The sequence below is a fragment of the Nocardia nova NBRC 15556 genome (assembly GCF_001613005.1).
Lineage (GTDB): Bacteria > Actinomycetota > Actinomycetes > Mycobacteriales > Mycobacteriaceae > Nocardia > Nocardia nova.
In genome coordinates this window covers 1-14,452 of the sequence record NZ_BDBN01000109.1, presented here as the reverse complement: position 1 = coordinate 14,452, position 14,452 = coordinate 1, and the positions used below count along the sequence as shown (strand labels likewise).

At 67.6% G+C, this 14,452-nt stretch carries 15 protein-coding genes; 5 read left to right on the top strand and 10 right to left on the bottom strand.

Features of this window, described 5'->3' with window-relative positions:
- Positions 1-23: 23 nt before the first annotated feature.
- Positions 24-653 (bottom strand): class I SAM-dependent methyltransferase, encoded by a 630-nt coding sequence (locus tag NN2_RS31625; protein ID WP_063018482.1) that lies wholly within the window; start codon positions 651-653, stop codon positions 24-26.
- Between the two features lie 109 nt (positions 654-762).
- Between NN2_RS31625 and NN2_RS31620 the strand changes: the two genes are divergently transcribed.
- The 3 genes from NN2_RS31620 (at position 763) to NN2_RS31610 (ending at position 2,798) form a co-directional block, all read left to right on the top strand.
- The gene (locus NN2_RS31620) at positions 763-1,806 is read left to right on the top strand and encodes an alpha/beta fold hydrolase (protein WP_063018478.1); all 1,044 of its coding nucleotides are present in this window, start codon (positions 763-765) and stop codon (positions 1,804-1,806) included.
- A gap of 98 nt (positions 1,807-1,904) precedes the next feature.
- Positions 1,905-2,357 (top strand): SPW repeat protein, encoded by a 453-nt coding sequence (locus tag NN2_RS31615; RefSeq protein WP_063018476.1) that lies wholly within the window; start codon positions 1,905-1,907, stop codon positions 2,355-2,357.
- 36 nt (positions 2,358-2,393) lie between these two features.
- Positions 2,394-2,798 (top strand): DoxX family protein, encoded by a 405-nt coding sequence (locus NN2_RS31610; RefSeq protein ID WP_051756854.1) that lies wholly within the window; start codon positions 2,394-2,396, stop codon positions 2,796-2,798.
- A 24-nt stretch (positions 2,799-2,822) separates the two neighbouring features.
- Here NN2_RS31610 and NN2_RS31605 read toward each other — a convergent pair whose 3' ends face one another.
- On the bottom strand, positions 2,823-3,653 hold the full coding sequence (locus NN2_RS31605) for an RNA polymerase sigma factor SigF (protein WP_063018474.1): 831 nt from the start codon (positions 3,651-3,653) through the stop codon (positions 2,823-2,825).
- Positions 3,654-4,047: 394 nt separating this feature from the next.
- Between NN2_RS31605 and NN2_RS31600 the strand changes: the two genes are divergently transcribed.
- Positions 4,048-4,713, top strand: coding sequence for a PAS and ANTAR domain-containing protein (locus NN2_RS31600; RefSeq protein WP_063018472.1), 666 nt, complete (start codon positions 4,048-4,050; stop codon positions 4,711-4,713).
- Positions 4,714-4,734: 21 nt separating this feature from the next.
- Here NN2_RS31600 and NN2_RS31595 read toward each other — a convergent pair whose 3' ends face one another.
- Complete coding sequence (locus tag NN2_RS31595) at positions 4,735-5,490, bottom strand: class I SAM-dependent methyltransferase (protein WP_169812473.1); 756 nt, start codon at positions 5,488-5,490, stop codon at positions 4,735-4,737.
- A gap of 212 nt (positions 5,491-5,702) precedes the next feature.
- Here NN2_RS31595 and NN2_RS31590 point away from each other — a divergent pair, with 212 nt between their 5' ends.
- A complete protein-coding gene (locus NN2_RS31590) occupies positions 5,703-6,284 on the top strand; it encodes a carboxymuconolactone decarboxylase family protein (protein ID WP_063018480.1) in 582 nt (193 codons plus the stop codon).
- A 77-nt stretch (positions 6,285-6,361) separates the two neighbouring features.
- On the opposite strand, the gene NN2_RS31585 is transcribed toward NN2_RS31590, so the two are convergent.
- The 7 genes from NN2_RS31585 to NN2_RS31555 form a co-directional block, all read right to left on the bottom strand.
- Positions 6,362-7,105, bottom strand: a complete 744-nt coding sequence (locus tag NN2_RS31585) for an SDR family NAD(P)-dependent oxidoreductase (RefSeq protein ID WP_063018468.1) — start codon at positions 7,103-7,105, stop codon at positions 6,362-6,364.
- The gene (locus NN2_RS31580; RefSeq protein ID WP_063018466.1) at positions 7,102-7,929 is read right to left on the bottom strand and encodes a TauD/TfdA dioxygenase family protein; all 828 of its coding nucleotides are present in this window, start codon (positions 7,927-7,929) and stop codon (positions 7,102-7,104) included. The genes NN2_RS31585 and NN2_RS31580 overlap by 4 nt, the downstream gene beginning before the upstream one ends.
- A gap of 83 nt (positions 7,930-8,012) precedes the next feature.
- Complete coding sequence (locus NN2_RS31575; protein WP_063018464.1) at positions 8,013-9,446, bottom strand: aldehyde dehydrogenase family protein; 1,434 nt, start codon at positions 9,444-9,446, stop codon at positions 8,013-8,015.
- Positions 9,447-9,503: 57 nt separating this feature from the next.
- Positions 9,504-11,204, bottom strand: a complete 1,701-nt coding sequence (locus NN2_RS31570; protein WP_063018462.1) for a thiamine pyrophosphate-binding protein — start codon at positions 11,202-11,204, stop codon at positions 9,504-9,506.
- The gene (locus NN2_RS31565; protein ID WP_063018460.1) at positions 11,201-12,118 is read right to left on the bottom strand and encodes an SDR family NAD(P)-dependent oxidoreductase; all 918 of its coding nucleotides are present in this window, start codon (positions 12,116-12,118) and stop codon (positions 11,201-11,203) included. The genes NN2_RS31570 and NN2_RS31565 overlap by 4 nt, the downstream gene beginning before the upstream one ends.
- Before the next feature lie 32 nt (positions 12,119-12,150).
- Positions 12,151-13,977: a flavin-containing monooxygenase gene (locus NN2_RS31560; RefSeq protein ID WP_063018459.1), complete on the bottom strand. Its 1,827-nt coding sequence runs from the start codon at positions 13,975-13,977 to the stop codon at positions 12,151-12,153.
- Positions 13,978-14,008: 31 nt separating this feature from the next.
- Positions 14,009-14,452 (bottom strand): SRPBCC family protein (locus NN2_RS31555; protein WP_281210099.1); only part of this gene is annotated, 444 nt, incomplete at its 5' end.

Below are 14,452 nucleotides of genomic sequence, written 5' to 3'. Positions count from 1 at the left end.
CCCGCACCGGCGGCGCCGGGCCCTCACCGCCGGCGCGCGGTGCCGACGACCAAGGGCACGATGGTCGGTACCACGGTCGGCATCCGGGTGTGTTCGATGACCTCGATATCGAAATCGGCTGCCGCGAGCAGACTTTCGAAGTCGCGATTGGCGTGGCAGCCGTCCGCGAGGCGTCGTTGCAGCGGGGTGAGCAGGTCCTGGACGCCGGCGCGCAGGCCGGTTCCGCGGACGTGTTCGTGGAACAGGAAGCGGCCGCCGGGACGCAGTACACGATGGACCTCGCGCAGCGCCCGGGCCGGGTCACGCACCGAGCAGAAGACCAGGGAGGCGGTCACGGTGTCGAAACTGGCCGCCGGGAAGTCCAGCCTGTGCGCGTCGCCGTCCACGACGGTGACGGGTGCGGAGAGGGCGTCGGCGCGGGCTGCCAAGCGGGCGCGCAGCGCCGGATTCGGTTCGAGCAGGACGAGTTCGTCCAGGCCGTCCGGATAGTGCGAGACGGACAGGCCGTCGCCGGCCCCGATTTCGAGGGTGCGACCGGATGCGTGGGTGAGCTGGGTGCGGCGCAGATCGGCCTGTCCGGCCCGATCGACGCGGGCCATGAAGCCCGGATACCAGCTGGCGAAGAATCGTTCGCCGAACGTTGCTGTGGTCATGGTGTACGAGTGTGGCCGGTGGCGGCCCTTCGCGTCATGGCCGTTTCGGGCCATAATCGATGCCGGATGATGCGCCGGCCTCGACGGCCGCCGCGCGAGAGGGTGGAGCATGGTGCGCGCCGAGGATCAGGTGATCCACCGGGTGCGGACCGTCGGCGGCGAGGTCGCCTGTTCGGTGGTCGGCAGCGGTCCCGCATTGCTGATCGGCGGGTGGTGGTGCAGCCACCTGATCCTCAACTGGAAGGATCCGCTGTTCCGCGCCTTCGTGTCCCGGCTGGCGACCCGGTTCACCGTCATACGGTACGACCAGCCGGGGCGAGGACTGTCCGAGGCGGGGGTGCCGGTCGATGCGGACGGCGAAATCGCCGTGACCGCCGACATCGTCGATGCGCTGGGGTTCGAGCGGGTGGCCGTACTGGGCGCGTCGTCGGGCTCGGCGGTCGCCGCGGGACTCGCGGCCCGGCTGCCCCGCCGGGTGCATCGGCTCGTCCTCTACGGATCGTTCGCCCGGGGCGTGGACATCGCACCGGACGGTGCGCGCCGGGCGCTGGTGGACGCGATCTCCGCGCACTGGGGATTGGGGTCCCGATTGCTGGCCGATGTGTTCGTGCCCGGCGCGGACAGCGCCGAACGCGAACGGTTCGCCCGATTCCAGCGGCTGTCCGCGACGGCGGAACAGGCCGCCCGATCCTTGGCCGCCACATACGAACTCGACGCCACCGAGTACCTGGCGGCCGTCACCGTCCCGACCACCGTGCTGCATCGCAGGGACGATCGTGCGGTGCCTTTCGCGCTCGGCCTCGACGTCGCCCGCCGGGTGCCCCGCGCGAGCTTCGTGGAACTGTACGGCGAGGACCATTTCCCGTGGCGCGGTGATGCGACCTCGGTCGCCGACGCGATTCTGCGCGGGCTGGGATATCCGGTGCGGGCCGAGCCGGCACCGCCGGGGCCCGAGGCGGTGACCGAGCGCGAGCGCGAAATTCTGCGCCTGGTCGCCGAGGGGCTCACCGACGCGCAGATCGGCGAGCGGCTGACTCTCAGTCCGCACACCGTGCATCGGCACGTCGCGAACGCGCGCACCAAACTCGGCGTCCGCTCCCGCGCCGCCGCGTCTGCCGCCATCCGAAAGGATCGCCCGGACCGCACATCCTGATCCCGCCTCCACGCCCGGGTTCATCGCGGCGACACCGGGTAGCCCGACAGTGCCGGCCGATCGGACGGCACCGAACGAAGTTGGGAAGGAGACTCGAGATGGTCAGCTATCCGCAGAGCACCGCAGTGGACCGGCCCACCGGGCGGGAGGCTCGCCACGGCGGCCCTGGTGGTGCGTCGGTTGTGACGATCGACGGATTGGTCCTGCTGGCGGGACTGTTCACGGCCATCACGCCGTGGGTGATCAACGATTTCTCCGTCGCGCCGAAGTTGGTCATGCAGAATCTGATCCTCGGTATCGCCGTGGCCGTGATCGGCCTGGTGATCACCGCGATGCCGACGCACGGCTACGGGCTGAGCTGGGTCCTGATCCCGATCGGCGTCTGGCAGATCATCAGCCCCTGGGTCGTGGGTGAGCGCCCCACAGGCGTGCTCTGGACCAATGTCGTCATGGGGGCGATCGTCACCGTTCTGGGTCTGGCGGCAGCCGGGTTGCTGGTGACCTCGGCCGTCAGCGTGCGGCGACCGCACGCCGCGGCGGCGCACCAGTGATTCGCGGCAGCGCTCCCTCCCCGGAATGGAGTTGATATGCCCTTCGACCCGATGCGTGCGGCGGCGCGCGTACTGATGGGCTCCACCTACGCAGTACTCGGCGCGGACGCGTTGCGCGAGCCCGGCGCCCGGCCGGAGGCGGCGGCGCCGACCCTCGCGGCGGTGCGCACGGTCGTACCGCTGCCCGAGGACGACAAGCTGCTGGTGCAGGTCAACGCGGGCGTCCAGGTGGCCGCCGGCGTATTGCTGGCGCTGGGCAGATTACCGCGGCTGTCGGCGCTGGCGCTGGTCGCCTCGATGGTGCCGACAACCATTGCGGGACACGCGTTCTGGGCGCTCGACGACCCCGCGGCGCGCAAGCCGCAGCAGGTGCAGTTCCACAAGAATATGGCGATGATCGGCGGGCTGTTGTTCGTCGCCTCGGAGAAGCGCGGCGGATAGCCGGCACCGGCCGATTCGCGAGCGCTACGGCTGCGCGACCGCGTCCTCGGGTGTGCGCCACACCCCGTCGCGCAGCGTGTCCAGAATGCGGGTCAGCAGGCGTGACACGTGCATCTGCGACACCCCGAAATGCTCGGCGATCTCCGATTGCGTTTTCGATTCGAAGAATCGCAGGACGAGGATGTCGCGGTCGCGCTGGGGCAGATCGGCGATGAGCGGCCGCACCGCGGCGGCCTGTTCGAGCAGCTCGTAGCAGGGCTCGTCGACACCGAGCGCGGCGGCCGCCGTGGACGGCGTGTCGTCGCGTTCGGTGCGCGCGGCATCGAGGGAATCGCACTGGTAGACGTTGGCGGCGACCAGCGCCTGCGTGATGTCGATGAGGTCGACATCCAGCTCGGCGGCCAGCTCCCGGGCGTTGGGCGCCCGGCCCAGGCGCTGAGTGAGAGGATCGCCGGCCTTGACGATCCGGTGGCGCAGTTCCTTGTAGCGGCGGGGTACACGGGCCGCCCAGGTGTGGTCGCGGAAGTGCTTGCGCACCTCACCCATGATCGTGGGGACGGCAAAGCCGAGGAACGGCGCGCCACGTCCCGGGTCGAAGCGGTCCACCGCGAGTACCAGGCCCATGCGGGCGGTCTGCAGCAGATCGTCGTAGGCCTCGCCGCGGTTGAGGTAGCGGCGTGCGATGTGCTCGGCCAGGGGCAAACACAGTTCGATGATGTGTTCGCGCAGTGCCCGCCGGTGCGGGTCGGTGGCGTCGAGGTCGGCGAGTTTGTCGAACCACGGTTCGATGTTGTCGTAGCTGTCGCTACGCGACCGGGCGCCTCCGGTCCGGTGGGTTCGTGCGGGATGTGTCATTCGGGCCACTCCGTTTCCGTCGTATGCGACGACATGGAGCGAGCACCTCGATCACGCAAGCTCATCGGTGCTGTGCCTGCGCACGGATGTTCGCATTCGGCTATCGTTCGCCTCGGCCTGCGCCGGAGTTTCGAAACAGGTTGGCGCGCAACGCATCTACGTGGTGCACAATCGAACGCTGGGGGGCGGGCGGATGCGCGCCGTTCGCGTACCGAACCGATCCTACGGACCCTCCGGTGTCATCGGTCGAGAACCGGAAAGGATCCGGTATCGGTTGGGCTACGGATCGGATGCCGCCGCGCATCCGATCCGGCACGGCCGCCCCGTCGGCGCCGTCGGCAGGGCATCGGCGCAGGTGAGAGGCTCTGCCGGGCGGGGGGAGTAGGCTGCGACCATGGTTGGCGGCGGGCAGGATGACGGCGTCGAGCGGGTGGTGGGCGCCGGTGATCCGCAAGGCGTCGGCCGGTTCCGATTCTGGTTCGCCGAACAACGGTGGGAGTGGTCGGACGAGGTGGCTCGCATGCACGGTTACGCCCCGGGGCAGGTCGAGCCGACCACCGAGCTGCTGCTCGAGCACAAGCATCCCGACGACCGAGACCGGGTCGAGGCCACCATCGTCACCTCGGTGGAGGACCACGCACCGTTCTCCAGCAGGCACCGCATCGTCGACACCGGCGGCACGGTCCGCGACGTGCTGGTGGTGTCGGAGCCGATGCTCGATGCGTCGGATCAGGCGATCGGCACGCAGGGCTACTACGTCGACCTCACCGAATCGGTCGACCGGGAGCGCCGGCTACTGCTCGAGGAGGAGTTGCCCGCCGTGATCGAGCGCCGGGCGGCGATCGAACAGGCCAAGGGAATACTGATGTTCGTCTACCGGATCTCGGCGGAGCAGGCGTTCCGGGTGCTGGCCTGGCGATCCCAGGAAACCAACATCAAATTGCAGGAATTGGCCGCGCACCTCGTCGACGATCTGGACAGCATGCCCCCGGTGCCCGCGCCGACGCGGACCCGTCTCGATCATCTCCTGCTGACGCTCCACCGCCGAGACGAGCAGTAGCCCGTGCGCTGTCGGCCGCGTCTACAGCAGCGCGCACTCCAGCAGCAGGAACAGCGGACGAGTGAAGTGTTCGTCCCACCAAGGGTTTTCGCGCCGCTGCCGATCGGAGGGCCGGGGTTCGCGCACGGCGGTGATCGCGAATCCGGCGGTGGTGAGCATTCCGATCGTCGCTTCCAGTGAGTACAGCGCTTGAACCGAGGCGGCGGGGGAGCGGGTCCCCGCGACCTCGAATCGCTGTCGCACCGTCCGTCCGGCGAAATAGTCGTCGATCGTGAAACCCGTTCCGGCGCTGGTGCGTTCGCCACGGGCGACATAGAAGCAGGGATGCATCATCAGCATCACCAGCCGTCCCGACGGGCGCAGGACCCGGGCGAATTCGGTGAAGCGCCGCCCCGGCTCGGACAGTCCGTGCGGAAGGCGGTTGACCACCACCAGGTCGACACTGTCGTCGGCCAGCGGCAGTGCGGCCACGTCGGCAAGCCGGAATCGCGTGCGAGACGGATCGTGCGCCGGATGGCTCGCGGCGGCCGCGACGAATTCCGCGCAGGTGTCGACGCCGTGTACGAAACCCGCACCGCGCGTGATCAATTCGCGGGCCAGATACCCTTCACCGCATCCGGCGTCCAGGATGTGCAAGCCGGTGCACTCGCCGACGAGTGCGAGCAGCGCCGGGTCGGTGAGGCCGCTGCGGTACGGGTCGAGGTTTTCGCGCACGATGCGAATCCAGAACTCGGCGTTGGCCGCGTACGCGTCCGAGACGGGCTCGTCTCCCAGCACATTCGCTCCCCACTGCGATCGGGTCGGAATTCGGAACCGAATTGTAGACGGCGGCGGCATGTTCCGCACGGAACACCGTCGCGAAACAATGATGTTTTTGATAGCATTTTCCGAAGCCGGTATTCGCCGGTGGAATGCGGATTCAGGGCGGCCAGGTGCGGCCCGAATATTCATGGCCGGGTCGTATGCGCGCCGGTCGGAAGGAGTCGGTCGTGGCTCGCATATCGCCCGCGGAAAAGTCGGAGTGGTCGCCGGAACTGGTCGGCTTCATCGGAGAGTTTCGTTCCTCCGTGCTCGGTGACACCCCGGCCGACGCCCACCCCGCCGGTGCCAACCTGCTCGGTACGCTCGCGCGATATCCCGCGCTGGCCAAGGCATTCCTGAGTTTCAACGGCCATCTGCTGTACGGATCCACGCTCGACGACCGGCAGCGCGAACTGCTGATCCTGCGCGTCGCCGCCGTCCGGCATTGCGATTACGAATGGGCCCAGCATGCGATTCTCGCCGAAATAGCGGGAATGCCGAAAGCGGAAATAGAAAAGGTTGCGGCGGGGGAACCGGACGATGAATGGACGACGGCCGAGAGGGCATTGCTCGTCGCCACCGACGAATTACTGTCCGACGGTGCGGTCGGCGCCGCAACATGGGAGATTCTGGCCGCCGAATTCGAGCCGAATCAACTCATGGATATCGTTTTCACCGTCGGCACCTACGATATGCTCGCCATGGCCTTGCGATCCTTCGGCGTCGAACCCGAGGACGATCTGAAGCCCTATCTGCCGCGGCATCGGTAACCCGACGTCCTGCCGAGGGCGGGGCCGGTCCCGGGTGATGAGGCCGGACGGCAGACCCGGCCCCACCGCGACCCGCCTCAGGTGTTGCGTCCGCCGTTCACGCCGATCACCTGCCCGGTGATGTAGCCGGCCTCCTCGCTCACCAGGAACGCGCAGGCGGCCGCGATATCCTCCGGCAGCCCGATCCGCCCGACGGGAGTCGCGTCGATCTGCTTGCCGACATCGATGAAGCCGCGCTCGGCGGTGGCTCGCATCATCGGCGTATCGATGAACCCGGGCGGAATCGTGTTGACCGTGATGCCTTTTCGCGCGAATTCCAGCGCGAGCACCTTCGTCAATCCCAGCACCCCGGACTTCGAGGACACATACGCGGCCATCCCTGCCGCGCCGCTGTGCACACTCGACGAGGAGATGTTGACGATGCGTCCCCAGCCCTGCTCGACCATATCGGGCAGCACGGCCTGGCAGCAGTCGAACGTGCCGGTGAGGTTGACCGCCAGCACCCGCGCCCACTGCTGTGCGGTGATGTCGAGAAACGGCCCGGACGTGGTGATTCCGGCGCTGTTGACCAGAATCGAGGGCCGTCCCAGCTCGGCCCGCACCCGCTGCACTCCGGTGTCGATGGCGGCGCGGTCGGATACGTCCACGGCCACCCCGATCGCCTTACCGCCGGCCTCGCCGATCTCCCGCGCCGCGAGATCGGCCGCCGCGCCGTCCACGTCGAACACCGCCACCGGCGAGCCGTCGGCGGCCAGCCGGCGCGCGATCGCGCCGCCGATTCCGGATGCGCCGCCCGTCACGATCGCTGTGCGGCCGCTCATTTGATCGACTCCTGCCCGACCAGGGTGGAGCGGTGCATGCGTCGCGGCTGCGAACGATCGAACGGGCAGGCCCGATGCACCAGGCCGGTGTTGTCCCAGATCACCATGTCACCCACCGACCACCGATGGGACAGCACCCGGTCCGGTGCGGTCGCCCGCGCCAGCAGATCGTCGAGCAGGGCGCGGCCCTCGTCCTGGTCCATGCCGACCACATGGTCCGCCGAGGCGCCGAAAACCAGTGAGCGGCGGCCGGATTCGTGCGTCCACACCAGCGGATGTTCCCGTCCGCCGCGACGCGCCCACTCCTCGAGCTGTTCCGGAGTCGGGTCCGCATACGTCAGCCGCTGAATGGCCTCGAAGCTGTGCCACACCCGCAACCCTTCGAACCGCCGCTTCTCCTTTTCGGACAATTCGTCGTAGGCGACGTACGTGCTCGCGAACGCGGTTTCACCGCCCGTCTCGGTCACCACGTGAGCGCTCATGATGGACGCCTTCGCCGGCACCTCGTCCATGAAACCGTCCAGATGCCAGTAGTCGTTGCTGGCGAAATACTCCACGTTGGGGTTGTCCGGATCGAAGCTGATCTCCATCACATCCGGATTCGGGTACAGCGGAAACTGCACCAGCTCACCGAGTTTGCGGCAGAACGCGGCCTGCGTCTCGTCGTCGGCGTGCAACCGCGGGAACAGCAGCACGCCGTGTTCCTCGAGCGCGGCCAGGCACGCCTGCGGCAGGTCGTCGTCGCTGCGCAGCCGGTCGAGGTCGACATCGTCGACCCGCACGCCGACCGTTTCGCTGAGTTTGGTGGTGGTGATCGCCGGCATCCGATGCTCCTGTCTGTCGATGCTGCGCGGTCGGACCGCCGCCCCGGCGCGGGAAACTCCCGGTGCGGGGCGCGCGGACCCCCTCACGCCCCCTCCTCCGGGGCGTATCCCAGGATCGCCTTCGTCTCGAGGTACTCCTCGAAACCGTATGCGCCCCATTCCCGTCCGTTGCCGCTCTTGCGATAGCCGCCGAAGGGGCAGGCGAAGTCGAAGCCGTCGTTGATGGCGACCGATCCGGCGCGGATGCGGCGGGCGACCGCGCGCGCTTGGTCGAGGTCGGCTCCCGCGACGAAGCCGGCCAGACCGTATTCGGTGTCGTTGGCGATCTCGATCGCGTGATCGAGGCCGTCGTAGCCGAGAATGGTGAGGACCGGCCCGAAGATCTCCTCGCGGGCGATCGTCATTTCGTTGCCGACATGGGCGAAAACCGTTGGCTTGACATAGAATCCGACCTCCAGCCCGTCCGGCCGGCCGGTGCCGCCGGTGACGAGGGTGGCGCCCTCCTCGATGCCCTTGCGGATCAATGCCTGGATCTTGTCGAACTGGGCGCCCGACACCACCGGGCCCATGGCGACCTCCCCGGTCGGATCGCCGACGGTGATGCCGGCGGCGGCCTCGCGTGCGGCGTCGATCGCCTCGTTCATGCGGGCGGCCGGGACCAGCATCCGCGATCCGGCGCTGCAGGTCTGGCCGGAATTGTTCATCATCGTCACCACGCCCTTGGCGACGTTCGTGGCGAAATCGGCGTCGTCGAGCACGATATTCGGGCTCTTGCCGCCGAGTTCCTGGGTGACCCGCTTGACGGTGGGCGCGGCGTTGCGGGCGATGTCGATACCGGCACGGGTGGAGCCGGTGAACGAGATCATGTCGATACCGGGATGGCCCGACAGCGGCACGCCCACGCCCGGGCCGTCGCCCTGCACCAGATTGAACACCCCGGCGGGCACCCCGGCCGCATCGAGGATCTCGGCGAAGATCTGCCCGGTGAACGGCGACTGCTCCGACGGTTTCAAGATGACGGTGCACCCGGTGGCCAGCGCCGAAAACACTTTGACCGCAATCTGATTCAGCGGCCAATTCCACGGCGTGATCAGTCCGCACACCCCGATCGGTTCCTTGACCACCAGCGAGGCGCCGTGGCGCTGCTCGAAGCTGTACTCGGCGAGTGCGGCGATCGCGGTATCGAGATGTCCGGCGCCCAGATCGACCTGGAAACCGCCGGCGAGCGCGGCCGGTGCGCCCATCTCCTCGGTGAGCGCCGCCGCGAGATCGTCACGGCGGCACTGATATTCGGCCGCGACCCCCCGCAACACGGCGAGGCGGTCGGCCACAGTGGTCGCCGACCAGGTCTCGAACGCGCCCCGCGCCGCGGCCACGGCCCGGTCCACGTCCTCGGCCGATCCGGCGGCGACCTTTCCGCAGACCCGTTCGGTCGCCGGGTTGATCACGTCGATGGTCTGCGCGGTCGCCGGTTCGACCCACTGCCCACCGATGTAGAACGTCAGATATTCACGCATGAGCCGCCTGTCCTTCTCTTCGGATGTGCTGTGGGGCATGGGTTGTCGAGCACGGGTCTACTGCATCCCTTCCGCGTACCAGGTGCGGAATTCGTCGTAGCTCGGCATCTCCTCGGAATTGGCCTTCGGATCGACGGCGACGTGCACGACCCCCGGTTTGCCGCTGGCGAAGGCGCGTTTGACGGCCGGTGCGATGTCGTCGTCGCGTTCGACGTATTCGCCGTAGCAGCCGAATCCCTCGGCCACCTTGTCCAGCCGGACCGCGGTGCTCCAGTGCACCCCGGTTTCGAGCGACCCGTGCCCGAAGGTGCGTTTGTAGACGCCGACCTCCAGACCCCAGGCGTAGTCGACGCCGACCACACAGACCAGCGGCAGATTCAGGCGTGCGGCGGTTTCCAGTTCGGCGATCTGGAACTGGAACGAGGAGTCGCCGGTGATCAGCATGACCGGCCGTCTGCCGCCGTCGGCCACCGAGGCGCCGATGGCATACGGCAGCCCGGTGCCCAGATGCCCGAAGTTCTGATTCCACATGACGTCGTGCGGCTTGGCCTGCGAGTACGTCCAGCCGAAAATCGTGGTGGCGCCGCCGTCCCGGGCCATGATGCCGTCGGCGGGAAACGCCTTGGTCGCCTCCACGATCAGGCGTGCGGGATGGACCGGGCTCATCCCGCTGGGCGCGGATTCGGCCAGTTCGGCCAGCCGGGCGGCGTCGCGCTCGATCCAGTCCGCCAGCTCCGGGGACGGAGTGCGCGGCGTGTCGCGCAGTGCGTCGACCAGCTGCGGAACCACTGCCCGCAGGTCGCCGACCAGCGGCACGTCGATGGGACGGTTCACTCCGATGGCGGCCGGATCCTGTTCCACCAGAATCCATGTCCGGTCCGCTTCGCCCGCCTGCCAGTGCCGGCCGCGACCGTAGTGCACGGGTTCGCCGAGTTCGGTGCCGATGGCCAGGCACAGATCGGATTGCACGACCGCCTCCACCGCCGACGGGGAGAAACCGTAGGGGAAGGTGCGATCCTCGAGGCCGGGAATGTAGGAAGTGCCGCCGGAGGTCTGGATCACCGGGGCGGCCATGAGATCGGCCAGTTGCTTCACCGATTCCGCCGCCCGCGCGGTGTGCACGCCGTGCCCGATCAGCAGAATCGGCTGCTTCGCGGCCCGGATGTGCTCGGCCGCTTCGGCGATGCGGTCCTGGCCCGCGGTCTGTCCGACCAGGCGGTACCGGTGCGGTGGCAGCGCCGGCGGCAGATCGAGTTCCTCCTCGATCACATGCGACGGATATTCGATGTACACCGGGCCCGGCGTTCCCGACAGTGCCTTGCGCAGCCCCTCGCGGATGATCTCGTCGGTCTGATCCGCGTATTCGATACTGGCGCTGTACTTCACGGAATTCTCGACCAGACCGGCCTGCTGCACGAACTGGATCCGGCCGCGCCGCACCCGCTGCTCGGTGATCCGGGCCCGCTGCCCGCCCAGGAAGATGATCGGTGAATTTTCCACCTTGGCGCACATGATGGCACCGGACAGATTCGCGATACCGGGGCCCAGCGTGCCGATGCACACCGCGGCCTTCCCGGTCATCCGCGAGACGCCCTCGGCCATCATTCCGGCCGATTCCTCGTGATGCGGCGCCACCACCTTCCAGCCGCGCTCCTCGGCGCGGTGGAACAGATGGACGAAGTTGGGATCCGGAATGCCGAAGATGGTGTCGATACCCTCGGCCTCGAAAAGTTCGAGTATCCGTTCGTAAACCTTCACTGCTGCTTCCCTTCGGTCGCCATCGCGAAGCTGCGGCCGATGTGGTCGGCGTGCGCGCTCAGCGGCGGCAGGATCCACGAGTTGTCGGTGTTGCGGATGTCGTCGATGCGCGCGGCGACCTCGTCGACGGTCCAGGACGGCTGATACACCCCCGGCGTCTCGGCGATATAGGCCCGCGCCACCCGGCCCGCGATCGCGACGAGCAATTCGCCGGTGAGAGAACATGATTCGTGCGCGAGATACGCGACCGCGGGAGCCACCAGTTCCGGGCGCATATCCGGATAGGCGGAGGTGTCGATGCCGGCGGCCATCCGGGTGAGCGCCGAGGGCACGATGATGTTGCAGCGCACGCCCACCTCGGCGCCCTCGAGGGCGACCACATTCGACAGCCCGATCATGCCCGCCTTGGACACGGCGTAATTGGCGACCGCCCGATTGCCGTAGATGCCGCCGATCGAGGAGGTCAGCACCACCCGCCCGTAACCGGCCTCGCTCATGACCGGAAAGGCCGCGCGCACGGTGTGGAAGGCCCCGCGCAGATGCACATCCACCACGGCCTCGAAATCCTCGTAACTCAGCTCGGTCAGCGATCCGTAGCGCACGGTGCCGGCGTTGTGGATCAGGATGTCGAGGCGTCCGAACCGGTCCAGCGCCGTGTCCACGGTCGCCCGGCCGCCCTTCGGGGTGGCGACCGATGCGGTGCACGCCACGGCCGTGCCGCCCGCGGCGGCGATCTCGGCGACCACCTCGGCGGCGACTCCGGCGTCGGCGTCGTCGCCGCGCATACTGGCACCGGAATCGTTCACCACGACCTTCGCGCCGCGCTCGGCCAGCAGCAGGGCATACGCCCGGCCCAGACCGCGTCCGGCGCCGGTGACCACCGCGACGCGGTCGTCGAATCTCAGTTCGGACAACGATATATCCTCTCGCGCAACATCTTCCGGGTCTAGGTGGTCAGCGTGAGGCCGTCCAGATCGCCGGCGTCACGCCAGGCCTGCAGCAATTCCTCGAGGACATAGAAACCACCCCAGAACGGGTCGCCGAGGAACGAGCGGCCGTTGGGCTCGCCCTCGCTGTTGTAATAGCCGGGGGTGCATTCCATGACGAAGGTGCTGTTGTCGACGGTGTTGGCTCGAATCGTCTGCACCCACGCCGCTTCGGCCTCCGCCGTCGGCTCCACGCGGGTCGCGCCGCGTGCCTGCGCCTGGGCGATGATGTAGGCGATGTGGTCGGCCTGCTGCTCGTACATCAGCGTCGTGGCCGCGGTGACCCCGCCCTGAATGAAGCCGGTCGCGAAATGGTTCGGGAATCCGTGCGCCATGATTCCGTGCAGCGTGCGAAAACCCTTGCCCCAGTGCTCGTACAGTGATTTCCCGTTGCGGCCGGCGAACGGCGCGATGTCGAACTGGCGATCCAGCGCGGTGGTGATTTCGAAGCCGCTGGCGAAGACGATGCAGTCGACCTCGTATTCGACGCCGTGCGCGATGACGCCCTTGGGCGTGATCCGCTCCACGCCCTTGGTGTCGGAGACGTCGACCAGGGTCACATCGGGCCGGTTGAACGTCGGCAGGTATTCGTCGTTGAACACCGGCCGCTTACACATGTTGCGGTAGTACGGCTTCAACTTCTCCGCGGTCTCGGGATCGGTGACGATCTGTTCCACGCGCCGGCGCAATCGTTCCATGGCGCGGTAGTCCTCGATTTCCTTGAGTTCGAGGAACGTCGCCGGATCGGCCAGCGCGGCCCAGCCGTCGGTCTCGTTCAGTTTCGCCGCCAGATTGCGGGCGACCTCGGTCCAGCCGTCGCAGATCAGATCCGGTTCGCCGGGGGAGTAGAAGGCGAACGCGGCATTGTGGAAATTGCGTTGCCGTTCGGTGCGCCAGCCCGGCTGCAGCGAGGCCACCCATTCCGGATCGGTCGGGTGGTTGTCGCGCTCGAAGATATAGGACGGCGTGCGCTGGAAGACCGTGAGATGTTTCGCACCGCGCGCCAGATGCGGAATGACCTGCACCCCGCTGGCGCCGGTGCCGATGACGGCGATCTTCTTGTCGCCGAGGCGATCCAGGCCGCCGTGCAGGTCACCGCCGGTGTAGTCGTAATCCCACCGCGCGGTGTGGAAGGTGTGGCCCTCGAACTCGGTGATTCCTGAGATGCCGGGCAGTTTCGGCCGGTTGTAGGGCCCCTGGCACATGATCAGGAAGCGGGCGCGGATCTCGTCGCCGCGGTTGGTGGCGATGCGCCAGCGTGCGATCTGCTCGTCCCATTCCAAGGCGCGCACCAGCGTATGGAAGATCGCCTTGTCGTAGAGCCCGAAATGTTTACCGATGCGCTGGGCGTGCTCGTAGCATTCGTCGCCGTGGGAGAATTTCTCCTTCGGAATGAATCCGGTTTCCTCGAGCAGGGGCAGATAGCAGTAGGCATCGGAGTCGACCTGGATGCCCGGATACCGATTCCAGTACCAGACACCGCCGAAATCGCCGCCGAGTTCCACGATCCGGAAGTCGGTGACACCGGCCTGCTGCAACCGGTGGGCGGTGATGAGTCCGGCGAATCCACCGCCCAGGATCACGACCTCGATATCGGCGTCGATCGGGGCGCGCGGAACGACCGGCAGGTGCGGGTCGGATTCGTAGAAGTCCGCGAATTCGCCGGCGGCCTCGAGGTACTGCTGCTGGCCCTCCGGGCGTAGCCGCTTGTCGCGTTCGGCCAGATACTTCTGCCGCAGGGCCTCTCTGTCGACCTCGGGGGTCCGGGTGGGGGCGCAGGGTTTCATCGGAAAATCCTTGTGGGGGTGGGAGTTCGGGTCATTCGAGGTCGGTCGGCGCGCCGGTGCCCATATACCTCGCGAGGTTGTGGTGCAGGTTGACGATCGTGCGCTCGCGGTACGGATTGGGTTTCGGACCGGAGAAGCCGCGGGATTTCATGCCCTGCTGAACGGCGGCCATATTGTCGAAATCCTGTGGCAGCACGGTCCGCCAGCCCGGATCGCCGACCGGGGTGTAGATCCACTCGGTCTCCGGTTCCGCACCGGGCGGGAACAATTCGAAGACCGCGGCCTCGAAGATGCACTTGTCGGGGTCGTAGCCGTAGGGCCGGAATCGGTAGCACAGCATGTTGTTCAGTGCGTGCCCGATCTGGAAATTGGGGAAGATCTGCCAGGCGGTACCGCTTTTCGCGACGATCTCGGGATCCACGGTCGGCCACACCACGCCGCGTTCGGCATCTTCTTTGCGGCAGGTGTCGAGCCA